At 72.7% G+C, this 24,547-nt stretch carries 20 protein-coding genes and 1 pseudogene; 16 read left to right on the top strand and 5 right to left on the bottom strand.

All coding sequences use genetic code 11. The annotated features are described in order from the left end of the window. Positions 1–293 precede the first annotated feature (293 nt). The 4 genes from F9278_RS44190 to F9278_RS44175 all read left to right on the top strand — a co-directional run bounded on the left by F9278_RS44190 (position 294) and on the right by F9278_RS44175 (position 4,070). Positions 294–1,307 carry a hydroxyacid dehydrogenase gene (locus tag F9278_RS44190; protein ID WP_152173342.1) on the top strand — a complete coding sequence of 338 codons (1,014 nt, stop codon included), beginning with the start codon at positions 294–296 and terminating at the stop codon, positions 1,305–1,307. Between the two features lie 52 nt (positions 1,308–1,359). Beyond that, on the top strand, positions 1,360–2,169 hold the full coding sequence (locus F9278_RS44185) for a methyltransferase domain-containing protein (RefSeq protein ID WP_152173341.1): 810 nt from the start codon (positions 1,360–1,362) through the stop codon (positions 2,167–2,169). A 155-nt stretch (positions 2,170–2,324) separates the two neighbouring features. After that, positions 2,325–2,987 (top strand): lysophospholipid acyltransferase family protein, encoded by a 663-nt coding sequence (locus F9278_RS44180; protein WP_152173340.1) that lies wholly within the window; start codon positions 2,325–2,327, stop codon positions 2,985–2,987. Between the two features lie 183 nt (positions 2,988–3,170). Beyond that, positions 3,171–4,070 carry a LysR family transcriptional regulator gene (locus tag F9278_RS44175; protein ID WP_152173339.1) on the top strand — a complete coding sequence of 300 codons (900 nt, stop codon included), beginning with the start codon at positions 3,171–3,173 and terminating at the stop codon, positions 4,068–4,070. Between the two features lie 29 nt (positions 4,071–4,099). Here the strand turns inward: F9278_RS44175 and F9278_RS44170 are convergent, their stop codons facing one another. Beyond that, a complete protein-coding gene (locus tag F9278_RS44170) occupies positions 4,100–5,293 on the bottom strand; it encodes an acyl-CoA dehydrogenase family protein (RefSeq protein ID WP_193241916.1) in 1,194 nt (397 codons plus the stop codon). Then, positions 5,290–6,450, bottom strand: a complete 1,161-nt coding sequence (locus tag F9278_RS44165; protein WP_152173338.1) for a CaiB/BaiF CoA transferase family protein — start codon at positions 6,448–6,450, stop codon at positions 5,290–5,292. The genes F9278_RS44170 and F9278_RS44165 overlap by 4 nt, the downstream gene beginning before the upstream one ends. Positions 6,451–7,670: 1,220 nt before the next feature. On the opposite strand from F9278_RS44165, the gene F9278_RS48570 reads away from it, so the two are divergent. Both F9278_RS48570 and F9278_RS47880 read left to right on the top strand, forming a co-directional pair. After that, positions 7,671–7,973, top strand: a complete 303-nt coding sequence (locus F9278_RS48570) for an ATP-binding cassette domain-containing protein (RefSeq protein ID WP_319023154.1) — start codon at positions 7,671–7,673, stop codon at positions 7,971–7,973. Then, positions 7,970–8,332: an ATP-binding cassette domain-containing protein gene (locus F9278_RS47880; protein ID WP_226967204.1), complete on the top strand. Its 363-nt coding sequence runs from the start codon at positions 7,970–7,972 to the stop codon at positions 8,330–8,332. Before F9278_RS48570 ends, F9278_RS47880 begins: the two co-directional genes overlap by 4 nt. 30 nt (positions 8,333–8,362) lie before the next feature. Here the strand turns inward: F9278_RS47880 and F9278_RS44150 are convergent, their stop codons facing one another. Next, entirely contained in the window at positions 8,363–9,139 is a 777-nt protein-coding gene (locus tag F9278_RS44150) for a carbonic anhydrase family protein (protein WP_152173337.1), read from the bottom strand. A 321-nt stretch (positions 9,140–9,460) separates the two neighbouring features. On the opposite strand from F9278_RS44150, the gene F9278_RS48335 reads away from it, so the two are divergent. From F9278_RS48335 to F9278_RS44110, 8 genes are all read left to right on the top strand, one after another. After that, a complete protein-coding gene (locus F9278_RS48335; protein ID WP_264300196.1) occupies positions 9,461–9,595 on the top strand; it encodes a hypothetical protein in 135 nt (44 codons plus the stop codon). A 1,046-nt stretch (positions 9,596–10,641) separates the two neighbouring features. Further along, entirely contained in the window at positions 10,642–11,049 is a 408-nt protein-coding gene (locus F9278_RS46605; RefSeq protein WP_193241915.1) for a hypothetical protein, read from the top strand. Continuing rightward, positions 10,986–12,179, top strand: a complete 1,194-nt coding sequence (locus F9278_RS44135; RefSeq protein ID WP_152173336.1) for an RNA ligase — start codon at positions 10,986–10,988, stop codon at positions 12,177–12,179. The genes F9278_RS46605 and F9278_RS44135 overlap by 64 nt, the downstream gene beginning before the upstream one ends. Before the next feature lie 2 nt (positions 12,180–12,181). Beyond that, complete coding sequence (locus F9278_RS44130; protein WP_226967203.1) at positions 12,182–13,120, top strand: phosphatase domain-containing protein; 939 nt, start codon at positions 12,182–12,184, stop codon at positions 13,118–13,120. Between the two features lie 142 nt (positions 13,121–13,262). Then, positions 13,263–14,636: a DEAD/DEAH box helicase gene (locus F9278_RS44125; RefSeq protein ID WP_152173335.1), complete on the top strand. Its 1,374-nt coding sequence runs from the start codon at positions 13,263–13,265 to the stop codon at positions 14,634–14,636. 86 nt (positions 14,637–14,722) lie between these two features. Further along, positions 14,723–15,724 carry a phosphotransferase family protein gene (locus F9278_RS44120; protein ID WP_404818993.1) on the top strand — a complete coding sequence of 334 codons (1,002 nt, stop codon included), beginning with the start codon at positions 14,723–14,725 and terminating at the stop codon, positions 15,722–15,724. A gap of 142 nt (positions 15,725–15,866) precedes the next feature. Further along, on the top strand, positions 15,867–17,870 hold the full coding sequence (locus tag F9278_RS44115) for a GDSL-type esterase/lipase family protein (RefSeq protein ID WP_152173334.1): 2,004 nt from the start codon (positions 15,867–15,869) through the stop codon (positions 17,868–17,870). Positions 17,871–17,898: 28 nt separating this feature from the next. After that, positions 17,899–18,240, top strand: coding sequence for a VOC family protein (locus F9278_RS44110; RefSeq protein ID WP_152173333.1), 342 nt, complete (start codon positions 17,899–17,901; stop codon positions 18,238–18,240). Between the two features lie 466 nt (positions 18,241–18,706). On the opposite strand, the pseudogene F9278_RS44105 reads toward F9278_RS44110, so the two are convergent. Next, positions 18,707–19,582 (bottom strand): annotated as a pseudogene (locus F9278_RS44105) (serine/threonine-protein kinase); the annotation flags it as partial. Further along, the gene (locus tag F9278_RS44100) at positions 19,579–20,475 is read right to left on the bottom strand and encodes a hypothetical protein (RefSeq protein WP_226967202.1); all 897 of its coding nucleotides are present in this window, start codon (positions 20,473–20,475) and stop codon (positions 19,579–19,581) included. The pseudogene F9278_RS44105 and the gene F9278_RS44100, both read right to left, overlap by 4 nt. Positions 20,476–20,768: 293 nt before the next feature. Between F9278_RS44100 and F9278_RS44095 the strand changes: the two genes are divergently transcribed. After that, on the top strand, positions 20,769–22,967 hold the full coding sequence (locus F9278_RS44095) for a SpoIIE family protein phosphatase (protein WP_152173332.1): 2,199 nt from the start codon (positions 20,769–20,771) through the stop codon (positions 22,965–22,967). A gap of 132 nt (positions 22,968–23,099) precedes the next feature. After that, a complete protein-coding gene (locus F9278_RS44090) occupies positions 23,100–24,476 on the top strand; it encodes an MFS transporter (RefSeq protein WP_152173331.1) in 1,377 nt (458 codons plus the stop codon). Positions 24,477–24,547 lie beyond the last annotated feature (71 nt).

Genomic DNA, 24,547 nt, shown 5'->3' with positions numbered 1-24,547 from the left:
CAGGACGGCGCTTGGGGTGGGGGAACCGGCGCGGTCGGGACAGTAACCGGTTGTTGTGGACGGTAGGACGCCGGTGGCCAAAACCACAAGAGGCGAGGCCGGTTTGTTTCGTCTAACTTTCAACAGCGTTACCGGCAAGCCGCCTTCCACCTGCACTTCTTCACGGTGGCATCACTTACAGTAGATTTCGCCCTCACACAGAATGACGGACGATCGCACATTGACCTGCCCACCGAAGACTCCCTAACTTGGTAACCGTTTACCTTCCCTTTCCCCGTCCCAGCAGGAGCGCCATGCCCCCGCACTCGCTTCCCCGTGCCGTCTTCGCCATGAACCCGGTGCATCTGCCGGCGCTCTTCCCGTCGCCCCTCATGGACCGGCTGCGGCAGTGCGTGACGATCGATCCCGGACTCGTCGTCCAGGACTTCGGCGATCCGTCCGCCGCCCCCGCGCTGGCGCGGGCGGAGGTGCTGATCACCGGCTGGGGCTGTCCGCACGTCGACGCGGAGGTCCTGGACGCGGCGCCCCGGCTGCGGACCGTGCTGCACGCGGCCGGCAGTGTGCGCGGGCTCGTCGGCGACGCCGTGTGGGAGCGGGGGCTCACCGTCTCCAGCGCCGTCCTGGCCAACGCGCTGCCCGTGGCCGAGTACACGCTCGCCACGATCCTGCTCGCCGGCAAGGACGCCTTCGGCCTCCGGGAACGCTTCCGGGCCGAGCGGGTGTACCCCGCGCCCGACGAGTACACGGCGGTCGGCAACCTGGGCCGGCGGGTCGGGATCATCGGCGCGTCACGCGTGGGCCGCCGCGTGCTGGAACTGCTGCGCCCCTTCGACCTCACCGTCGGCCTGTACGACCCCTACGTGGACCCGGCCGAGGCGGCGGCGCTCGGCGCGGTGCCCCTCCCCCTCGACGAACTGCTGCGCACCAGCGACATCGTCAGCGTGCACGCGCCCGACACCCCCGAGACCCACCGGATGCTCAGCCGCGACCGGCTGGCGCTCATCCCCGACGGCGGTGTGCTGATCAACACCTCGCGCGGTGCCCTGGTGGACCCCGAGGCGCTCACCGCCGAACTGGTCGGCGGCCGGATCAGCGCGGTGCTCGACGTCACCGAACCCGAGCCGCTCCCCGCGGACTCCCCCCTCCACCACCTCCCCAACGTCTTCCTCACCCCCCACATCGCCGGCTCCCTCGGCAACGAACTGGCCCGCCTCGGCGGCACCGTCGTGGAGGAACTGGAACGGCTCACCACCGGGCTGCCGCTGTCGTACGGGGTGCGGCGGGGGGAGCTGACGATCAGCGCCTGACGAACCGGGGCCCGTGTCCCGTCGGCGCGCCCGGCGGAGGCATGATCGGGACATGACCCAGCACTCCGAGGACGGCTATCTCCTCGACAACCGGCGGTCCGAGGCGGGTGAGCGCTTCGACGCGCTCGGCGCGCTGTTCGACCCGTCCACGTTCCGGCATGTCGAAGGCCTCGGGATCGCACCGGGTTGGCGCTGCTGGGAGGTGGGGGCCGGGGGCTCGTCGGTGGTACGGGGCCTCGCCGAGCGCGTCGGGCCCACGGGGTATGTGCTCGCCACCGACATCGACACCTCGTGGACGGCGGACGCGGTGGCACCTCAGGTGGAGGTGCGCCGCCATGACGTCGCCGCCGACGCGCCCCCGCCAGGTCTCTTCGACCTCGTGCACGCCCGGCTGGTCCTCGTCCACGTCGCCGACCGCGCACGCGCCCTGCGGGTGATGACCGGTGCTCTGCGCCCCGGTGGATGGCTGCTGCTGGAGGACGCCGACCCCGCGCTCCAACCGCTGATCTGCCCCGACGAGTCCGGCCCCCCGCAGCGTCTGGCCAACAAACTCCGCCGGGGCTTCCGGGAACTCCTCGCCGAGCGCGGCGCCGACCTGTCGTACGGCCGCCGCCTGCCGCGTCTGCTGCGCGAGGCCGGCCTCACCGAGGTAGGGGCGGACGCCTACTTCCCCGTCTCGGGCCCGGCCTGTACGGCGCTGGAGACGGCCACCGTGCGACAGGTCCGCGACCAGCTCGTGGCCAAGGGCCATGCGACGGCGGAGGAGATCGACACCCACCTCACCAACATCGCCGCGGGCGGTCTGGATCTGGCGACGTCCCCGATGATCTCGGCATGGGGCCGGAAACCTCAGCCGTCCTGACACGCGCCGCCCCGGGTGAGCCGCCCGTTGCGTGTGTCGCCCGGCGGTGTGGTGTCTGGGTACCGGCACCCGTGGAGTTGAGTACGCGCACTCAGGAACCGGGCGGCTCACGGGCCGACGATGAGGTCATCCTCGTAGAGACCGGGAGTGACCCCATGTTCAGCCGCCTCGCCGATGTCCTGGTGCCCGTCCTCGGGCGTCTCACGGTGACCGCCGACGCCGGATCCGCGTGGGCGCCGGGCAGCATCGTCGTCGCGAACCACACCTCGCTCGCCGATCCCGCCGTCGTCCTCGCCGCCCTGCACCGCCTCGGCGTCCAGCCGGTCGTCATGGGCGCCGCCGGCCTGTGGCGCATCCCCCTGCTCGGCCGCGCGCTGACCCGCGAGGGGCACATCCCCGTGTTCCGCCGGGACCCGCGGGCCGCCGACGCGCTCGACCTCGCCGCCGAAGCGCTGGCGGACGGCCGGACGATCCTCATCTACGCCGAGGGCGGCATCCCCCTCCGCAGGGACGCCGCGGAGGCGCCGCCCGAGCCGTTCCGCAGCGGGCTGACCCGGCTCGCCGAACGCACCGGCGCGCCCGTCGTCCCGGTCGGCCAGGCCGGGGCCCGCCGGGTCACCTCCGGCAGCACGGCCAAGCAGCTCGCGGGCCTGGTCACCGCGCCCCTGCGCCGCCCCGCCCTGCATGTGCACGTGGGGGCGCCGCTCAGCCTGACCGGCGGCCACAGCGCGAGCACCCGACAGGCACACGCGGCGGTGACGGCCGCCTGGCGCACGGCCGCCGCCCACCTCGGCGAACCGGCGGCGCTCGCCGCGTAGCGGAGGAGGCGCACCGGCAAGGGGGGCGCCGGCCGCGCCGGCCCTCCGCGTCACATGACCGGCCCCTACAGCGGCGCCTCACTCGACGCGGACGCCCGAGGGAAGATACTGCGACGGAGCCCGGCTTCCTGAGCCGGAACGCATGAGACGGGCAGGACGGGCGGGTCGGACAGGAGGACGACGGTGGAGTTGCGCTGGCTGACATCGTTCGTGGCGGTCGCCGAGGATCTGCACTTCGGGCATGCCGCCGACCGGCTGTATCTGGCCCCGTCCGCGTTGAGTGCCCAGATCAAGGCGTTGGAGACGGAGTTGGGGGTGCGGCTGATCGACCGTGGCCGCCGTTCGCGGATCCGGCTGACCGGCGCGGGGGAACTGTTCCTGACCGAGGCCCGGCTCACCCTCGCGCAGGTCGCGAAGGCCGAGGCCGTGGGCCGCCGGGCGGGCCGGGGCGAGCTGGGCGAGGCCGAGATCGCGTACGTGGCCTCCGCCGCCTTCTCCGGCGTACTCACCCGGGTCCTCGCCGACTGCGGACGGCACGAGCGGGACGTCACCGTACGGGTGCGGGAGCTGGAGACCCCGGCGCAGCTGGAGGCGCTGGGCTCGGGCCGGATCGATGTGGGGTTCCTGCGGTGGCGGCCGGAGTATCCGCCGGATCTGACGGCGGTGTGTCTGCTGACGGAGGAGATGGTGCTCGCGCTCCCCGAGGAGCACCGGCTGAGCGCCCTGGAGGCGGTGCCCGCCGCCGAGCTGGCCGAGGAACGGTTCGTGGTGCCCCACTTCGACGAGGAGCACGACTTCCGCGACCAGCTCGGGCAGGTGGCGGACGCCGGTGGTTTCCCGCCCAGGCTGGCCCCGCCCGTCAAGGACTTCGTGGCCGCCCTCACCCTCGTCGGCGGGGGCCTCGGTGTGGCCCTCGTACCGGACTCGGTACGCCGTGTGCGGATGCCCGGTGTGGTGCACCGCCCGCTGGCCGACGTGTCCCTCACCACCCGGCTGGTCGGAGTGCACCGCCGCGACGAGACCTCCCCCGCCGTCCGCCGGGTGATCCGCCGGCTGCGCGCGGTCGCGTCGGACGGCGGCTGACGCCCGTCGCACGGGGTGGCCGAAGGGGTTCAGGCGAAGGCGCGGTGGCCGGTGACCGCGTGGCCGATCACCAGCGCGTGCACCTCGTCCGTGCCCTCGTAGGTGCGCACCGATTCGAGGTTGGCCATGTGCCGCATCACGGGGAAGTCGCTGGTCACGCCGTCGCCGCCGAGGATCGTACGGGCGGTACGGGCGATGCTGAGGGCCTCGCGCACATTGTTGAGCTTGCCCACGCTGATCTGGGCCGGGGTGAGCGCGCCCGCGTCCTTCAGCCGGCCGATGTGCACGGCGAGCAGCAGGCCCTTCTGGTACTCCACCGCCATGTCCGCCACCTTCTGCTGGGTGAGCTGCAGTTCGGCGAGCGCCTTGCCGAACACCCGCCGGGTGCGGGAGCGTTCGACGGCGGCGCCGAGGCATTCCCGGGCCGCGCCCATGACGCCCCAGATGATGCCGTAGCGGGCCTCGTTGAGGCAGCTGAACGGCCCGCGCAGACCGGTGACGCCCGGCAGGACGGCGTCGGCGGGCAGTCGGCAGCCGTCGAAGGCCAGGTCGCACTGGATGGAGGCGCGCAGGGAGAGCTTGTTGGTGATCTCCGTGGCGGTGAAGCCGGGTGTGCCGGCGGGGACGAGGAAGCCGCGTACGCCGTCCTCGGTGTTCGCCCAGATCACGGCGACATCGGCGACACTGCCCAGGCCGATCCAGCGCTTCGCGCCGTCGAGCACCCAGTCGCCGCCCTCGCGCCGGGCCGTCGTCCGCATCGACTTGGGGTCGCTGCCGCCGTCCGGTTCGGTGAGCCCGAAGCAGCCGATGGCCCGCCCGGCGGCCAACTCGGGCAGCCAGCGCGCCTTCTGTTCCTCCGAGCCCCACTTGGCGATCGCGGACATCGCCAGGGAGCCCTGCACGGAGACGAAGGTCCGCCAGGCGCTGTCGGCGGCTTCGAGCTCCAGACAGGCCAGCCCGTACGACACCGCGCTCGCCCCGGCGCACCCGTACCCCTGGATGTGCATGCCCAGCACGCCCAACGCGCCCAGTTCCCGGACGAGTTCACGGCGGAAGTGCCGGTCCTCGAAGTCGGCGTCGACGGTCGGGGCGATGCGTTCGCGCGTGAAGGCGCGCACCTTGTCGCGCCAGGCGGCCTCCTCCGGGGTGAAGAGGTGCGCGCAGTCGAGGTCCAGGGTCGGGGCGGCGGAGATGTCCGTCCTGGCGGTGGCAATGGTGGTCATCTGTTCGTCTCTTCCTCGAACGGGTCTTCCTCGGACGGGCTGAACACGGCGTCGGTGTGCTCGCCCAACTCCGGTGGTGGGAGCCGGTACTGGGCGGGTGAGCCGCTGAGGTGGATCGGGTGGGCGACCTGGAGGGTACCGGCGACGTCTGCGAGGGCGCCGAGGCCGAGCCGTTCTGCGTGGGCGAAGGCCTCGTCGAGCGAGTTGACCGGTCCGGCCGGTACGCCGACGGCGGGCAGCGCCTCCGCCCAGTGGTCCGCCGGCCCGGCGCTCAGCGACTGCTCCAGGACCGCGCGGAGTTCGGCGCGGTGGGCGACCCGGTCGGGGTTGGTGCGGAAGCGGTCGTCCTCGGCCAGCTCCGGCCGGCCGAGCGCGGTGACCAGCGCCGCGAACTGCCGGTCGTTGCCGACGGCGAGGGCGATCGGCCGGTCCGCGGTACGGAAGGTCTCGTACGGGGCGATGCTGGGGTGCGCGTTGCCGAGCCGCCCCGGTACCACCCCGGCGGAGACGTAGCCGGAGGCCTGGTTGACCATGGCCGACAGCAGCGAGCCCAGCAGGGTCACCTCCACCGACTGCCCTTCGCCGGTGCGTTCCCGGTGGCGGAGCGCGGCCAGGATGCCCAGCGAGGCGTGCAGTCCGGTGATGACGTCGACGAGCGCGACGCCCACCTTGGTGGGGTCCCCGCCGGGCTCGCCGGTGACGCTCATCAGGCCGCCGACGGCCTGGACGAGCAGGTCGTAGCCGGGGAGCGCGGCACCGGGGCCGGTGCCGAAGCCCGTGATCGAGCAGTAGACCAACCCCGGGTCGGCGGCCCGCAGTTGCTCGGCGCCGAGCCCCAGTCTCTCCATGGTTCCGGGGCGGAAGTTCTCGACCACGACGTCGGAGCGTGCGATCAGCCGCCGGGCCTGGGCGAGGCCCCGGTCCGTGGCGAGGTCGAGGGCGACCGATCGTTTGTTCCGGTTGACGCCCAGGTAGTACGTGGAGGTCCCGGCCGCGTCGACGGGTGGCCGCCAGGAACGGGTCTCGTCGCCGGTGCCGGGCCGCTCCACCTTGACGACCTCGGCGCCGAGGTCGGCCAGGAGCATCGTCGCGTACGGCCCGGCGAGCACCCGGGAGAAGTCCGCGATCCGTACCCCGTCCAGCGCACCCGTCGCCATCCTCGACTCCTTCTCGCGTCCTGTCCTGCCCTGCCCTGTCGGCGTCAAGCGTCGTCCGGCGGGACTCGGCACGTCAACGACGCTTTGACGCATGTCTGTGCGCGAGATCCGCACGTACGGCGGCGCGCACCACCCGCCCACGGCCACGCGCACCACCCACCCACGGGCTCGGCACCGCCGCAGACGCCTACGGCTCGGCACCACCGCATCCGCCCACGGCTCGGCACCACCGCACCCGCCCCCGTGCTCGGCCGCCGCCCCCAAATCCGGAATTCCTGATGAAGCGCGTCAGGAAAACCGCGTTTCCACGGGCTTACCAGGGGCTCTTCCCGTGGGTCACAGTCGGCGGCGTGACAGGGGCAGCCCGGAAGGGACCCCGTTGACGGCGACGACCGTCAGTCCATCCGCCGAGCACGACATCGGTCCGAGCCGTCTGCGGCACGACCCGTGTCCCCTCTACCGGTACCTCCGCGAGCACGACCCCGTGGCCCGGGTGCCGCGGGCGGGCCGCTGTCCGGTGACCCGGCACGCGGATGTCCCGCGTGTCGAGCGGAATCCGGAGATCTTCCCGTCGTCGGAGAAGCCGTCCCTGATGACGCGGTCGATCGGCGAGACCCTGCTGCGCCAGGACGGTGCCGCCCACCGGCGGCTGCGCCGGGCCGCCGAGGCACCGCTGCGGCCGAGGGCCGTCGACGAGCACTGGCTCCCGGTGTTCCGGCGCAACACCGCCGACCTGCTCGCCGGTCTCGCCGCGCGGGGCTCGGGCGATCTGGTCGCCGACTTCGCCGGACCGCTCGCGGCCCGTGACCTCGCCGCCCTGCTGGGGCTGCGCGGGGTCGGTGACGACGACATGCGGCAGTGGTCCCAGGCGATCATCGACGCCGCCGGGAACTACGGCGAGGACCCGGAGGACGAACTCCTCGACTGCACCGCCGCGCCCCGCGAGTCCGGCAGCCGCCTCAGCTGCCGGCTCGGCCTGACAGACCGAACTGCCGCGCTGGCAGGCCGAGTACGAGCAGCGGCGGACCGAACAGGCACGCCTCCATCAGGCCTTGCCGGAGGCGCAGAACCGGCTGATCACGGGGTGGCGCCCGGACAAGGGCACCGGCAAGCACCAACGGGCCACCCGGGCCGGTGCGTCGGCCCGTTCCGTGCACCGCCGGCAGAACGACCTCGAACGCCACAGCGTCACCGCGCCTGTGCCGCCCCGGCGGTTCCACATGCCCGAACCGCCCGCCCGGCCCGGGGTCCTGCTGCTGCGCGCCCAGGAGGTGAGCGTGGACGGGCGCCGGCACCGGCCGACGACCGTGGCGGGGGCGTCCGGCGACCGGCTGGCCGTCACCGGGCCGAACGGGGCGGGCAAGTCCACGCTCCTGTCGGTCCTGGCCGGGCACCTCGCGCCCACGCCGGGCCGGGTGCACGGGCGCGTACCGTCCGACTGCACCTCCTGGGTCAGGAGTCGCCGCACGCGACACGGCGGCGGGCCCGTGATCTCTACGAGGCGCACACCGCGCGGCTGGTGACCGCCGGGATCCTCAAGGAGGACGAGGTCGTCGGGCTCGGGGCGCTGGGTCCGCTCACCTCGCGCGACGCCGGGAAGCCGGTGGCCGACCTGTCGACGGGACAGCAGCGCCGGCTCGACCTGGCGCCGGCGCTCGCCACCCGGCCGCACGTCCTGCTGCTGGACGAGCCGACCAACCATCTGTCCATCGCCCTCGTCGACGAACTCACCGACGCCCTGCACGCCACGGACGCGGCGGTCGTCGTCGCCACGCACGACCGGCAGCTGCGACGCGACATCCACGGCTGGCCGCGGCTGCCGCTGAGCCCGTCCGAGCGGGAGCCGGTGCGGCGGGCCACGCTCTCGCCCGACAACGGCTGACCACCGCGTCGCACGGGGTCCTGACCGGCGCTACCACCAGCGATGGCGGTCACTGACGACGCGCCGGTCACGGAGCGGCTGGGTCTCCAGGGCGTTGCCCTTGGGGAACACCTTCCGGTAGTGCGCCAGCGCCTCGGCGGAGGCCTGGACGGGATGGGTCAGCACGATCCAGCGCACTCCCGGGACGTAGGGGCAGGTGGTGGTGGAGCCGACGTAGCGGTAGGACTCGGTGCAGGACGGCAGCAGCGCGTCGAGTCCGACCCCGTCGACCGGCCAGTGCCCCTCCGAGCGGCGGGCCGACATCAGCAGACGGTCCAGGGAGTCGTTGGCCTGCCCCGGGTGGACGAAGACACCGATGACGGTGTACCCACTGTCCTCGGCCTCGGCCCCACCGGCGTCCTCGGCACCGTCACCGGCCACCCGCTGGTACTTCATGTGCTGTTCCATCGGGAACGCCACTCCGCCGACCGTGTGCTCGGACGGTGTGTGCCAGTGCACGTCGACCAGGGCGAACCTGTCGTCGCCCACCCACAGCAGACACTCGTCACCGTCCCGCGGCTCGGCCTTGACACTGCCCTCGTCGGTCCGCACACAGTCGGCCCGGCCTCCCCGCGCGAGGTCGCGCGGAGGACGGTGCCGGGGCTTCCTGGGATCGTCGAAGCGCAGGTCCAGCTCCAGTTCCCGCGGATGATGGAACCGCAGGGGCGGCAGAGCCGACGAGTCGGTGTCCTGCGGCCGAATGTCGACCGGACTCAGCTTCTCGGACTGGACACCGACGGCGAACGGCACGGGCGCGGTCTGGGACATGGGCGAACACCTTCGACTGAGTCGGAACTTCCAGGCCGGAATCACCCCGAATCTCCCCACCCACCACCTCGGCACGCACCACCTCACCTGAACTGCTGAACGAACGGCATGAACTTGACGCCAGGAGGGGTCAACTGCCCCCGCATTTGGCTAGGTTGCCGGGGACCTGGCACGGACACCCGAGGGAGCGGCCGTCGTGAGCCCACAGCGGATCACCTTGGCCCGGCGAGTCCTGGGAACAGTCCTTCGCCACGTTCACTCCGGGTTCCCGGACCGTGGCACTGGGCCGGTGTGGGTGACGGACGGGGTCACCCACAGCGCGTGCAGGGCCGCGTCGACGGTGGCGGGCTGCCGGGTGTGCGAGTAGTGGCCGGGGACGCGGAGGAGGCGGGCGGCGAGGGTGCCGCGGACGCGCTGGAGGCGGAGAGCGGAGGACGGCCCGGTGACCCGCGGTAGGGGGGGACCGGGAGGAACTGGCGCGGGCGTACGGGAACAGGCCGGACGGGCGGTGGACGGGGTCGACGCTGACCGGCGGTGCTCACTGGGGCGGGCGGCCCGTGCATCAGCGCCCTCGATCTGGCGCGCGTCGGCCGCCTCTGCCTGCGCGGCGGGGTGTGGGGCGAGCGCCGGGTCGTCTCGCGAAGGTGGATCGAGGAGTCATGGACGCCGTGCCGGGTCAAACCGAACTACGGCCTGTCCCGGTGGCTCAACGACGACCGCACCGTGTGGCCCTCCGCCCCCGCCACCGGCCGATGCTCCCGCGGCAACGGCGGCAACCGCCTGCTGTGGATCGCCCCGGCCCGCGACCTGGTGATCGTCTCCTGCTGGGGCGCGGAGGCCGAAACTCCTGGCGGCCGTGTCGCGGGCGGTGGTGCCGGCCCACTGAGCTGCGAGGTCTCCGAAAAACCCGCGTGCGCCGAACCCGTCCCCCACGTGACAATCAGGGACCACCAAGGGGAGGAACCCATGAGCCGGGCCCACCTGACTCTTCACGAGCCGCTGCCGCCGCCGGAGGAGCTCGCGGCAGCACTCGAAGCGGGGCACGTCACACGGAAGTCGCACCCGGAACCGCCACTGTCCATCTACACGTACACGCCTCAACTCGTCGCAGCCACTTGTGAAGTGACAGCATGGCAACACCCGAAAAGCACGCGCGCTGGTGCGCTGGGCAGCTCAACGCCTAACTGTCCGACAAGGCTTGCGACGTATGCGGCACCAGCGACGACCTTGCGCTCGTCTTCAAGAAGCGCCGTTGGTCAGAAGTCGCCGTCACCGCTTGGGCGCAAACCAAGTTCAACCTCCGGACCACGCTGGGGCGTTCTCGCATCACATGCCGACCGTGCATCGCGGACCGGATTGCCCGCGTCCGCGCTGTGCTTGAGTCCGGCATCCGGCACGACACGTGCCAGGACGACGATTGCGCCAAGGAAGTCCGCAGCCGGGGCTTCTGTATCAACCACAGGTACGCATACATACGACTCACGGGCGTCACACCCCGCGGCTTGGCCCCGTCCGGCGCGGGAAACGTCAACAAGGAGGGCTACAGGCGCGTATCTGCTCCGGACCACCCCAACGCCAATCGGCACGGCAGGATCCTCGAACACCGCAAGGTCTTGTCCGAGAAGCTCGGTCGACCGCTGCGGCCGGAAGAAAGCGCCCACCACAAGAACGGTGACCGGCCCGACAACCGGCCCGACAACCGGCCAGAAAACCTGGAGCTCTGGGTCAAGTCCCAACCGGCAGGCCAACGCGCGAGTGATCTCGTCGCGTGGGCACGCGAAATCGTTGAGCGATACGGCGACGAGGTCGAGCGCGGCATTGTCCAAGAGCGTTCGCGGGGGCTGCCATGCAGCTCTCTGACCTCTTCAGCCTCCGCGACCTTGAGACAGCCATTGCCGCTGGCCATGTGACCCGCAAGGCCCACCCTTCGCTGCCGATCTCCATCCTCACGTACACGAGGGCGTGCCAGTACGAGCGGGTGTGGAACCGCGTCACCACGCGCTGCCGGGGACTCGTGGCCGACGACGGCACCGGGGAGATCGTCGCACTGCCGCTGCCGAAGTTCTTCAACGTCGGTGAGCACGAGGCGGGTCAGCCGTACGCGCCGACGCTCCCGGACGAGCCGTTCGAGGTGTACGACAAGGTCGACGGCAGCCTCGCGGTGGTGTTCCACTACGCGGGCCGGTGGCGGGTGGCGTCCAAGGGGTCGTTCATCAGCGTGCAGGCGACCTGGGCGCAGCGGCTGCTCGACGGGAGGGACACCTCCGGTCTGGTGCCGGGGGTGACGTACCTGGCGGAGATCCTGTACCCGGAGAACCGGATCGTCGTCGACTACGGCGACCGGCGGGACGTGGTGCTGCTGGCCGCGTTCGCCGAGGACGGCACGGAAATCGCCCTGGCGGAGGCCGCGGTGGGCTGGCAGGGCATCGGCTCGGTCGTCACCGTGCGGCCCGCGCTGCCGCTCGCCGAGCTGCTGGCGATGACCGAGGGGAACCGGCTGCCCGGCGGCAGCGCGGCGACGGGCACCGACGCGGAGGGTTTCGTGCTGCGCTTCGCCTCGGGGGTGCGGGCGAAGGCCAAGTTCGCCGAGTACGTACGGCTGCACAAGGTGCTCACCGGGGTGACCGAGCGGGACATCTGGCGCGGTCACGGCATTCAGCGGTTCGCGGGACTGCCCGCCAAGCAGATCGCACAGGCCCTCAACTGCTCGGCGGAGGACGTCGTCGCGTCCGGCGGCCGGCCCCTGGACGCGCTCCTGGAGCAGGTGCCCGACGAGTTCGACGCCTGGGTGCGCGGGGTGGTCGCGGGCATCGAGAAGCAGGTGGAGGACCGGGAGCGGGCGATCGACGAGGCGTTCCGTTCGCTGGCGCATCTCACCGGTGACCGGGGCGCGTTCGCCCGCGCGGTGCGGGAGCTGCCCGACGCCGCCGTGCGCCCCGCCCTGTTCCAGCGCCTGGACGGGCGGCCGACCGTGCTCGTGACGTACCGTTCCACCCGGCCGGAGGCGTCCGACCCCTTCAGATACGACGAGGAGAACTGATCGTGCCGACCGTGCCCGTGGTGCACGTCATGACGGGGCTGCCCGCCTCGGGGAAGACGACGGCGGCGCGCAAGCTGCAGGCGGAGTCCGAGGGGCGGATGCGCCGCGTCAACCTCGACGATCTGCGGCAGATGCTCGACGTCCCGCTGCCGGAAGGGCCGGAGGGAGCCGAGCGCCGGTCGTACGCGCACGAGCAGACCGTGCTGGCGATCCAGGACGCGGCGGTGCGCGCGGCCGTCGAGGGCGGTTTCGACGTCGTCGTGGACAACACGCACATGACACCGCACATCCCGAAGCGGCTGAAGGCGGCGGTGGCGGGGCTGGCCACGTTCGTGGTGCACGACTTCACCGACGTACCGGTGGAGGAGTGCCTGCGGCGCGACGCCGAGCGGGAGCGGCCGGTCGGTGAGGAGATCATCCGGCTCCTCGCCGACAAGCACGCCAAGTCCCGCCGGGGCGGCTGGCGGCTCACGGCGGAGTGGCTGAACGACGAGCCCGCCGTCGAGCCGTACACCGCCGACCCGGCGCTGCCCCCGGCGGTCATGTGCGACATCGACGGCACCCTCGCCCTCCGGGGCGACCGGGGCGCCTACGACTTCACGCGCTGCGAGGAGGACCTCCTCAACGAGTCGGTGCGCGGGGCGCTGCGCGCCTTCCGGAGCGCCGACGGCGATGTGATCGTCCTGCTCTCCGGGCGCGGTGAGGAGCACCGGGAGCGGACGGAGTCGTGGCTGCGCGCGCACGAGGTGCCGTACGACGAGCTGTGGATGCGGGCCGCCAAGGACCAGCGGCGCGACGACGTGGTGAAGGCGGAGCTGTTCGACCGGCATGTACGGCACCGGTTCGCGGTGCGGGTCTCGCTGGACGACCGGGACCGAGTGGTCGCCGTGTGGCGGCGGATGGGGCTGCCGACCTGGCAGGTCAACTACGGCGCGTTCTAGCCACCGGGGCCTGCGGCGCGCGGGCCGGTCGGCGGTCGTGCGCCCGCTGGTAAAATGGGGGCACGCTTCGACACCGCCGGGGCCCGTACCGAGGGGTACGGGCCCCGGCGCGTTCCGGGCGCCACACCAGGAAAGGTTCCCCATGAACGCGAAGCCGTCCGCCTCCGACTCCGACCCCGCCGGGCCGCCGCAGCCCACCGACGCGCCGCCGGCCGAGTCCTTCGACGCGCTCGAGCTGCCGCCCGAGCTGCTGCGGACCATGACCGACCTCGGGGTGACGGAGCCGTTCCCGATCCAGGCGGCGACTCTGCCGAGCGCGCTCGCCGGGCGTGACGTCCTCGGCCGGGCGCGGACCGGGTCGGGCAAGACGCTGGCGTTCGGGCTGGCGCTGCTCGTCCGCACGGCGGGCCTGCGGGCGGAGCCGAAGCGGCCCCTCGCCCTGGTCCTGGTGCCGACCCGGGAGCTCGCGCAGCAGGTGAGCGACGCGCTGACCCCGTACGCGCAGGCGCTGGGGGTACGGCTGGCGACGGTGGTCGGCGGGCTGTCGATCAACAAGCAGCAGGCGTCGCTGCGCAGCGGTGTCGAGGTGCTCGTGGCGACGCCGGGGCGCCTGGCGGACCTGGTGTCGCGCCGGGACTGCCAGCTGAACCAGGTACGGATCACCGTGCTGGACGAGGCGGACCAGATGTGCGACCTGGGCTTTCTGCCGCAGGTCTCGGAGATCCTGGACCAGGTCCGCCCCGACGGGCAGCGGCTGCTGTTCTCCGCCACGCTCGACAAGGATGTCGACCAGTTGGTGCGTGACCACCTCGACGACCCGGTGCTCGCCTCGGTCGACCGGGTCGCGGCCTCGGTCACCACGATGGAACACCATGTGCTGAACATCCACGGCGCCGACAAGTACGCCACCGCGACCGAGATCGCCGCGCGGGACGGCCGGGTGCTGATGTTCCTGGACACCAAGGCCGGGGTCGACCAGTTCACCCGTCATCTGCGGGCCAGCGGGGTACGGGCCGGCGCGCTGCACAGCGGGAAGTCGCAGCCGCAGCGCGCGCACACGCTCGGCCAGTTCAAGGACGGGGCGATCACCGTGCTGGTGGCCACCAACGTCGCGGCGCGGGGCATCCACATCGACGCGCTCGACCTCGTGGTGAACGTCGACCCGCCCGCCGACGCCAAGGACTATCTGCACCGGGGCGGGCGTACGGCACGCGCCGGGGAGTCCGGGAAGGTGGTCACGCTGGTCACCCACGGCGAGCGGCGCGAGGTGAACCGGATGCTGTCCGAGGCCAGGGTCCGCCCGACGGTCACCCAGGTGCGCTCCGGCGAGGCGCAGTTGACCGCCATCACCGGGGCGAAGCGCCCGCCGGCCGGGACGAAGTCCACCACGGGCAACGCCCCCTTCCGCGGCCTCGGCACCCGTCCGGGCCGTCCCGCGAAGGAGTCCCGCAAGGCCGCCGAGGCCCGCAGGACGGCGGAGGCCCGCGCGGCTGCCCGGGTGCGCAAGGGCCGCTGACGCCGAGGCTCGCGTAAATCGTTCGGCGTCGGACTACGGCTCGCGTAGGGTGCCCGGGTTGCCGAGTGCGAAGGCGGGTGGTGGGCGTGGCTGTCCGGAACCGGAACGTGGCGCGGGACCTGTGGGCGGGGGCGGCGCGGGCCGCGCTGGGTGACGGGCGTCGGCTGGAGGCGGTCGAGCGGCTCACGGGCGGCACCACGAAGGGCGTGTACCGCCTGACGATGGACGACGCCACGACGGCGGTCGCCTATGTGTGGGACGAGTCGGAGAACTACTGGCCGGCGACCGAGGGCGACGGCGACCTCACGGACCCGTTCTCGCCGGGGGTCGGACTCGACCTGTTCGAGGCGGCCCACAGGCGGCTGGACGCGCTGGGGCTGCGGGTGCCCGAGATCCATCTGATCGACCGCGGGCGCACCCGCCACCCGGCCGACCTGGCGATCGTGGAGGACTTCCCCGGCGAGAACCTGTTGGAGCTGGTCGACCGCGACCCGCGCGCGGCGGAGCCGACGGTGGCGCGTCTCGCGGAGGCACTGGAGGCGATGCGGGCGCATCGGGCGCCGGGCTTCGGCAAGGTGGCCGTGGTCGACGCGGGAGGAAGCGCGGCGGCGCCGTCGTGCGAGCAGGCCGCGCTCGCCTTCGCGCTGCGCTGTCTCGCCGAGGCGGCGGCGCGCGACCGGCGGATCGCGGACGCCCGCGACCGGCTGGACGAACGGCTGCGGGAACTGGCCGCGGCGGTGCATCCCCGGGCCGAATACTCCGTCGTGCACGGCGAGTTGGGCTTCGACCACGTCCTGGTGGACCGGCACGGCCACCCGGTGCTGATCGACATCGACGAGCTGCTGTACTTCGACGTCGAGTGGGAGCATGTGTTCCTGCGTTTGCGCCATCCCGACGGCCACTGGCGCCCGTTGGCGGTGGAGGGCCTCGACGAGGACCGGCTCGCGCTCTACACCCTCACCCAGCGGCTGTCGCTGACGGCGGGTCCGCTCCGGCTGCTCGACGGTGACTTCCCCGACCGGGCGTTCATGCGGGGCATCGCGGAGCACCACGGGGGCGAGGCGCTGGCGATGGTCTCGGGCGCGTAGCGCGAGGCGTCGGCGCGTGGTTCCTTCACCACGCGCCGTCAACTTCCTTCACCGTACGCCCCCTTGACCGCGATCCGGCTCACTGGTTCCGTGGGAAGGCTGCTCATGGGAGCGCTCCCACCTCCGGTGCGAAAGGATCCCCATGCTGACCTCCCCCCACAGGTCCGGCAGACGCGGCGCACGAGCCCTGGCGGCCGTCCTCACCACGGCGCTCGTCGTCTGCCTGCTGTCACTGGCCGGCCTCACCCGCGCCCACGCCGCGCCGGGCGACGGCTCGGTCTCCGATCCGCATCTCGTCTACGTCGGCCGCTGGGACACGAGTTCCGGTACGACGGCGGTCGCCCACTGGGCGGGCGCGTACGTACAGACGTCGTTCACCGGCACCACGGTGCAGGTGAAGGCGCGGGACGCGGTCAATCTCCACGTCAGCGTCGACGGCGGCCCCGACGTGTTCCACGCGGGCGTGCGCGGCACGGTGAACCTCACCCCGCGCCCCCTCGCCCCGGGCACGCACGCGCTGCGGATCACCTACCGGTCCGGGGACACGGTGTTCCAGGGGCTGGTGCTGGACGCCGGTGCCCGTACGGTCGCTCCGGGCGCGGCGCCGGGGCTGATCGAGTTCGTCGGCGACTCCATCACCGCCGGTGCCCTCACCGACCGGCTGGCGCTCGACTCGTACGCGTGGAAGACGGGTGAGCGGCTGGGCATGCGGCACACGCGGATCGCGCGCGCCGGGTACTGCCTCGTCGCACGGTCCGGCTGCACCGGTCTGAGCGGTCAGTTCTTCAGGACGGCCAGTACGGGCGCCGTGGACTGGGACTTCTCCCGCTACCGGGCGAGCGCGGTCGTCGTCAACCTCGGCACCAACGACATCGGGCATGGTGTGACCGGCGCCGCGTTCCAGGCGGCGTACACCGCCTTCCTGCGGGACGTGCGCGCGAAGTACCCGGACGCGACGCTGTTCGCGGTGCGGACCCTCAAGAAGCGGTACGTCGCAGAGACGAGGGCGGCCGTCGCCGCGCGCAACGGCGCCGGGGACAGCAGGGTCCGTTACGTCGACACCAGCGGCTGGCTGACGGACGGCGCCGACTACGAGGACGGCAACGGACATCCCAACGAGGCGGGCCACACCAAGTTCGCGGACCGGCTCGCCCCGGTGATCGGCGCCGCCCTGAACGGCACGGCGTCGGCCTCGGTGCGGGCGGCGGCGCCCGGACAGCCCGGCGACCCGAACATCAAGTTCGTCGGCCGCTGGGACACCACCACGTCGAGCACCGCGTACACGCCGTACTGGGCCGGCGCCTACTACCGGGTCGGCTTCACCGGGCGGACCGTGCAGCTGAAGCAGCGCGGCACGATCGACTTCTGGGCGCGGATCGACGACGGGCCCGTGCGGTTCTACGACGACGTGAAGGGGACGGTGAACCTGACCCCGGCCGCGCTGTCCCCAGGTCGCCACACCTTGCAGGTCAACTACCAGGTGGTGGCGGGCTCCTATCGCGGTGACGCCGTCTTCCAGGGGCTGGTCCTGGACAGCGGCGCGACGACCTTCGCGCCGCCCGCGCCGACGAAACTGGTCGAGTTCGTGGGCGACTCCATCACCGTGGGCACGACCAGCTCGCAGAACGCCCGTACCGCGTACGGCTGGCTGATCGGGGAGCGGCTCGGCACCGAGCACACGCAGATCGCCCAGGGCGGTGCCTGTCTGGTCGCGGCGACGGACGGCTGTGTGGGCCTGGAGCGGCAGTACACCAAGCTCAACCCCAACGCGGCGACACCCGACTGGGACGCCGCCCGCTACCGGGCCGACGCCGTCGTGATCAATCTGGGCACCAACGACGCGGGCCACGGGGTGAGTTCGGCGCAGTTCCAGGCCGCCTGCAGCAGTCTGCTGCGGAAGGTCCGCGCCGCGCATCCGGGAGCCTGGATCTTCGCCCTGGAGACCTTCCGGGGGCGGTTCGTGCCGCAGACCGAGGCCGCCGTGCGGGGGGCGGTCGCGGGCGGGGACTCCCGGGTGTCCTTCGTCGACACCACGGGCTGGCTGGGGTCCGGCGACCTCACCGACTCCGTACACCCCAACGACCAGGGACACCGCGCGATCGCCGACCGGCTCGCCCCGGTCGTCGCCGCGCGGATCGGTGTCTGATGCCGGTCGCCGGGCCTACGATTGCGCCATGGCCGTCGTCCTCTTCGCAGGCATTCCCGTGAACGACTACAGCGTGGCGCTCACCTGGTACGAGCGACTCTTCGGTGCGCCGCCGACGTTCTTCCCGAACGACACGGAGGCCGTGTGGGAGCTGGCGGAGCACCGGTATGTGTATGTCGAGCACCGGCCGGGGCGCGCCGGTCACGCCCTGCACACCGTCTTCGTCGACGACCTCGACGGCCATGTCGCCGGGATCACCGGCCGGGGGCTGGAGCCCAGCAGCCGCGAGACGTACGCGAACGGCGTACGCAAGGTCACATACCACGATCCCGACGGGAACGAGATCGGGTTCGGCGGCGGCCCGGTCTGATGCGGCCGGGCGGTGGAGGCTGATCGCCGGGCTTCGCTTCCGCTTGCCGATGTCGTCGGAGCGGGTCACGAAGCGGGCCGCTCCCCCGGTCACCCGGAACAGGAAGCCGCCGCTGTCGTCGCCGACCTGGATGTACTGCGAGTCGGCGTCGAAGCCCATCCGGCGGGTGATGCCCTGCCAGGGGGGCGCAGGAGTTCGGAGCGCAGGGCGGAGCGGCCGTCGTCGCCGGCGGAGGCGGGGCCCTGGGCGGCGAACCGGACGGCGTCGTACGCCTCGGCCGCCCAGGGGCCGGGCGCGGCTCCCGCGTGGCGGGCACGGAACGCTGCGGCGAACGCCTTGGTGCGGGGGTCGGCGTTCGCGTCGGTGTGGGAGGTGCCGATCCGCCAGTCCTCGGCGACGGCGAGGAAGGGGGCGCCGAGGACGTGTTCGCCCGCGACCCGGGCGCCCCGGTGGCCCGCGTCGAGCAGAGACCCTCGGCGACGCGGGCGGCGACCATCCGGGCCACGGGGTCGGGGAGCCGGTCGCCGAAGGTGTCCGTGGCGTCCTCGGCGAGCAGCCGCCGCAGCTGCTCGGTGGTGGGCCGCGCGTCCGGGTCCTTGGCCAGACAGCGGGCGACCACGGCGGACAACTCGCCCTCCAGGCCGCCGAGTTCGGGTTCGTCGTGGACCGTGCGATAGAGCAGGGCGTCCGGTGTCCCGGTGCCGAAGGGCGGGGTGCCGGTGGACGCGTACGCCAGTACGCAGCCCAGGGCGAAGACATCACTCGCGGACGAGGCCGGGTGGCCCTGGGCCTGCTCCGGGGCGAGGAAGCCGGGGGTGCCGACGACCATCCCGGACGCGGTCAGGGCCGTGTCGTCGGCGGCGCGGGCGATACCGAAGTCGATCAGTCGGGGGCCGTCCACGGCGAGCAGCACGTTCCCGGGCCTGACGTCGCGGTGGACGAGCCCGGCCGTGTGCACGGCGTCCAGTGCCTCGGCGAGCAGCCCGCCGAGGGCGCGTACGGCGCGTGGGGGCAGCGGGCCGTGCGCGGCGACGGCCTCGGCGACGGAGGGCCCGGGGACGAACGCGGTGGCCAGCCAGGGGTCGCGGGCCTCGGCGTCCGCGTCCAGGACGGGCGCCACCCAGGGGCTGTCCACCCGGCGGGCGAGATCCACCTCCCGGGCGAACCGGGCCCGGAAGTCGTCGTCGCCGGTGCTCTCCCCCCGGATGACCTTGACGACCGCCAGTGCGCCGGAGTCGGTGCGGCCGAGGTGGACGACGCCCATGCCGCCCGCGCCGAGCCGCCTCAGCAGGCGGAACCCGGCGATGCGGGACGGGTCGGACGGCTGCAACGGTTCGCTCACTGTCCCGCCCCCTCCGTCGCGGTGGGTTCCCCGGTGGGTTCCGCCGCGGGTTCCGCGGTGGCTCCCGTGCCTGCCGTGCCACCCGTCCCGCCGGTCTCCCCGCTCCTGCCCTGCCGGTCGATGTCGGCGGCGACGAGGGCCACGCCCTTGGCCATGTCGGAGGTGATGGCGGAGTCCTCGTCCTCGCTCCGGCCCGCGCCGTGCCGTGCGGTCGCGGCGACGGTGACCGGGCCGACCCGGAACTTGTACCAGTCGAAGGGACGCGCCTTCCCGCCGTCGGCCAGCCACTCCCCGCTCTCGGTGAGGTCGTCCTCGCTGATCGCGGACCGCGCGTCGCCGTACGCGTCGACCTGGGAGTACAGGCCGCGCACCCGGTCGGTGGCGTTGAGCCGCTGCTCGGGGCAGCGCATCGCCGATTCCAGTGCCCCGGCCATGTCGCGGCGCGCCGACACGACGTCCCGGTGCACGGTGACGGTGACCGACACGTACACCGGTCCCTTGCCGTCCTGTTCCGGCAGTTCGCAGGCCCGGGTGAGGCCGGCGAGGACGGTGTCCGGCAGCGCCTCGCGCCGCCACGGACAGTCCTGCCCGAGCACGGCCCACTGCGCCGGATCACTCTCGAACGGCTCGCGTACGCGGAACCCGCTGCCGAAGGAGTCGGGGCGTACGTCGAGGTCGCGGACGAAGGTGACCGCCTCGGCCCGCGTCTTCGGCGCCCGGTCCTCGGCGAGCGTGTACGGCCCGCTCACGGGCGTCGTCGAGGGCGAGGGCGACGCGGCGGGGGTCCTGCCGGGCTCACCCTTGGCGTCGCTCTCGTCGCCCGGTCCACTGGTACACCCGGCCAGCAGCAGCGCCACCGCCGCCGCGGCCAGGGCTGGTCTCCACCCGGCCATGCCGCACTCCCACCCCGCGCACCCGCCCTTCGTTGGGCGGTGTGACACCGGTAGGGGAAGTGTGACGCACGGGAGGGCCTCCAGTCCCCAACTCGCCTTATGGAAATACGTAGTTGCCGGTCGGGAGGGTGGCCACGGACCCCACCTCGCGCGGATTCCCGTACGAGGTGCGCGCAAGGGGTGGCGGATACCGGCGGTGCCGGGTGCCGCGCGGCTCACGACGTCTCAGGGCACCCCACGCCGCCGAGCGCCGAGGGGGTCCCACCGGCATGCTGCCGTGGGGCCGTGGGCGTATGGTCCGCATATGGGTGACGTGCGGTGGCCGGGTGTGCGGTTCGTCGGACCGGTTCGGGGCGGGTGAGGGCGTGCCCGATCCTGGTGTCGTCGGTCCGCGGGCGCTGGAGTCCGCGCTGATCGAGGTGGCCCGGGAGAGCGGTACCTCGGTGACGGCGGTGTATCTGCTGCCGCCGGACGAGCCGGTGCTGCGGTTGGCGGTGCTGGGCGGGGTCCCCTGGGAGATCTCCATGCCGTGGGCGCGGGTGGCGCTGAAGGCCTCCTCCCCGGTGTCCGACGCCGTACGGGAACACCGGCTGGTGTGGGTGAGCGGCCAGGAGGAGCTGGCGCGCCACTATCCCCGGCTGTCGCTGGTCGTGCCGTACCGCTTCACCCTGGCCGCCGCCCCCATCACCACCGGCTCGGACGTCTGGGGCGGCCTGGTCCTGCAGTGGCCGGCCTCGCATCCGCCGCAGCCCGCTCCCGGGGAGCGGGAGAAGATCACCAGCGTCTGCCACCGGCTGGGACGGCTGCTGCGGGCGGCGGCGGACGCCGGTCGTCCGGTGCGGCCCGGCGCCGAGCCGGTGATGCTGCCGCCGGTCCGGGTCCGCACCGCCGGCCCGGCCGAGGCGCAGGCCGCCGTCGACTTCGCCGAACGCATCCCCGGCGGCTGCTGCTCGCTCGACGTGGACGGCCGGATCACCTTCCTCAGCACGAAGGCCGCCGAGCTGCTCGGCGCGGGCATCCCCGAACTGCTGGGCGCCAAGCCGTGGGAGGCGCTGCGCTGGCTGGACGACCCGACCGCCGAGGACAGCTACCGGGCGGCGATGCTCAGCCGCGAGACGGTGTCCTTCATCGCCTTGCGCCCGCCGGACCGGTGGCTGTCGTTCCGCCTCGTACCGGACGCCTCCGGCATCAGCGTGCACATCGCGCCCACCCACTCGGAGCACGCCCACGCGCCGGTGACGACCCCGCGCCGGTCGAATCCGCCGTCCTCCCCGGCTACACCGGGGCGGGCCACCACCCTCTACCACCTGATGCATCTGGCCGCGACGCTCACCGAGGCCGTCGGTGTGCGTGATGTGGTCGACCAGGTCGCCGAACAGCTGCTGCCCGCGTTCGGCGCCGCCGCGCTCGCCCTGATGACGGCGGAGGACGGCCGGCTGCGGATCATCGGCTACCGCGGCTACACCGCCGAGCTGATGGAACGCTTCGACGCCGCCCCGCTCACCTCGGACACCCCCGCCGTACGCGCCCTCACCACGGGTGTGCCCGCCTTCTTCGCCACGTTCGCCGAGCTCAAGCACGCCCATCCCCCGGCCGTCCTCAAGGACGACATGGCGGCCTGGGCCTTCCTGCCGCTGATCACCTCGGGGCGCCCGGTCGGTTCCCTGGTCCTGGCCTACGAGCGGCCCCACGCCTTCGTCCCGGAGGAGCGCGCCGTCCTCACCTCCACCGCCGGACTGATCGCGCAGGCCCTGGACCGGGCCCGGCTGTACGACACCAAGCACCAGCTCGCCCACAACCTCCAGGCCGCCCTGCTGCCCCACACCCTGCCCCGGGTCGCCGGGCTGGACGTGGCCGCCCGCTATCTCCCGGCCACCCGGGGCATGGACGTCGGCGGCGACTTCTACGACCTCATCCGGCTCGACCCCACGAGCGCCGCCGCGACCATCGGTGACGTGCAGGGGCACAACGTCAACGCCGCCGCCCTCATGGGACAGGTCCGCACCGCCGTCCACGCCACCGCGGGCGCGGCCCCCGACGAGGTCCTCGCCCGCACCAACCGGCTGCTCACCGATCTGGACCCCGGCCTGTTCACCAGCTGCCTGTACGTCCATCTCGATCTGAGGGCGCGCACCGCGTGTCTGGCCACCGCCGGGCATCCGCCCCCGCTGCTGCGCCACCCCGACGGCCGCACCGAACCCGTCCACCTGCCGCCGGGGCTGCTGCTCGGCATCGACCCGGACGCCGGGTACACGTCCACCGAGATCCCGCTGCCACCCGGCTCGGTGCTGGCGCTCTACACGGACGGGCTCGTCGAGACGCCCGGTGTCGACATCGGCGCCGCGGTCGACGCTCTGGCCCGCGCCCTCGCGGGCACCGATCCGTCCGGCCCGCACGCCATGAACACCGTCGCCGACGCCCTCGTGCAGCACGCCCGCCGCTCCGCGCCGCGCAGCGACGACATCGCCCTGCTGCTCGTCCACTCCCTCTGACACACCTCTGCGGTTCACATACATGTCCGCTATTCCAACCCATTGACCCGGAAGCGAGCGCTCCGTAAGGTTCCCGCATTCCTACGTACGTGATGGCGGTTCACACATGTGAATCACCAGAGGGAGACAACGATGTCAGAAGTCGTCATACCCGACGCCGAGGGCCGCGCGGTCGGCAAGTTCCTGCGCCGTATGCTGCCGATCCTGGTCCTGATGCTGCTCATCAACCAGATGGACCGGACGAACGTCGGTTTCGTCCAGGACGAGCTACGGGCCGACGTCGGGGTGAGCGCCACCGCGTACGGGCTCGGCGCGGGCCTCTTCTTCATCGGGTACGCCCTCTTCGAGGTGCCCAGCAATATGCTCCTGGAGCGGTTCGGCGCCCGTGTCTGGCTGACCCGCATCATGATCACCTGGGGTCTGGTGATCGTGGCGATGTGTTTCATCCACAACGTCTGGATGTTCTACGGGCTGCGCTTCCTCCTCGGTGTCGCGGAGGCAGGCTTCTTCCCCGGCGTCCTCCTGTACTTCACCCAGTGGCTGCCGGACTCCAGCAGGGGCCGGGCGAGCGCGATCTTCCTGGGCGGCTCGGCCACCGCGTACATCGTGACCGGGCCGATCACGGGCGCGCTGCTGGAACTGCACGGGGTCGGCGGGTTCGCGGGCTGGCGCTGGATGTTCGCGCTGGAGGGCATGCTGTCGATCGTCGTCGGCTTCGTCGCCGGATTCTTCCTCGTCTCCCGCATCCAGGACGCCCCTTGGCTCACGGCGGAGGAGAAGGACGCGCTGAGCGCGGCGGTCGCACGGGACGAGGAGGCGCGCAGCCGGGCGCCCCGGGTGTCGCGGCTGAAGCTGCTGATCCACCCTCAGGTCGCGCTGCTGACCACGGTGTTCTTCGCGATGGCGCTCACCGGGTACGCGATCACCTTCTGGTTGCCGAGTCTGGTCGAGGAGATCGGCGGACTGTCGCCGTTCCAGGTCGGTCTGCTCTCGGCGATCCCGTGGATCTGCGCGGTGATCGCGATGTACTCGATGAGCCACTTCACCGACCGTGCCCCCGACCGCCGTCCGTTCCTGGCGATCGCGCTGGTCCTCTCCGCGACGGGCACCTTCCTGGCCACGCTGGGCTCCCCCTGGTTCGGCCTCGCGGCCATCACGCTGGCCGCGGTCGGCGGGAAGTGCGCGGCCACCCTGTTCTGGCCGATGGCCCAGTCCGGGCTCGACCTGAAGATCGCCGCGCCGGGGCTGGCCGTCGTCAACTCTATCGGAAACCTGGGCGGTTTCGTCTCCCCCACCCTCTTCGGCTACCTCAAGGACACGACCGGCACGACCAACGGGGGCCTGTACACCCTGTCGGCAGCCTCACTGCTCGCGGTGGCCGGGGTGGCACTGATCCGGCGGACCGGCGGGGGGTCCGACCTCGGTTCGGGATCGGGCTCGGCTTCCGGCTCCGGCTCCGGTGAACCCGCTTCGGTGAAGGGGCAGTTGGCGACGGGGGACGCGCGGTAGGACAGCCGGGCGGTCGGCGGCGAGCCGTCGCGGACCGCACCCGTCAGTCATGGTTCGTCGGCCGTCGGCCG

Origin of the sequence: Streptomyces phaeolivaceus (assembly GCF_009184865.1) — a bacterium.
GTDB classification, from domain to species: Bacteria; Actinomycetota; Actinomycetes; order Streptomycetales; family Streptomycetaceae; genus Streptomyces; species Streptomyces phaeolivaceus.
This window is presented reverse-complemented; position numbering and strand designations above follow the sequence as displayed.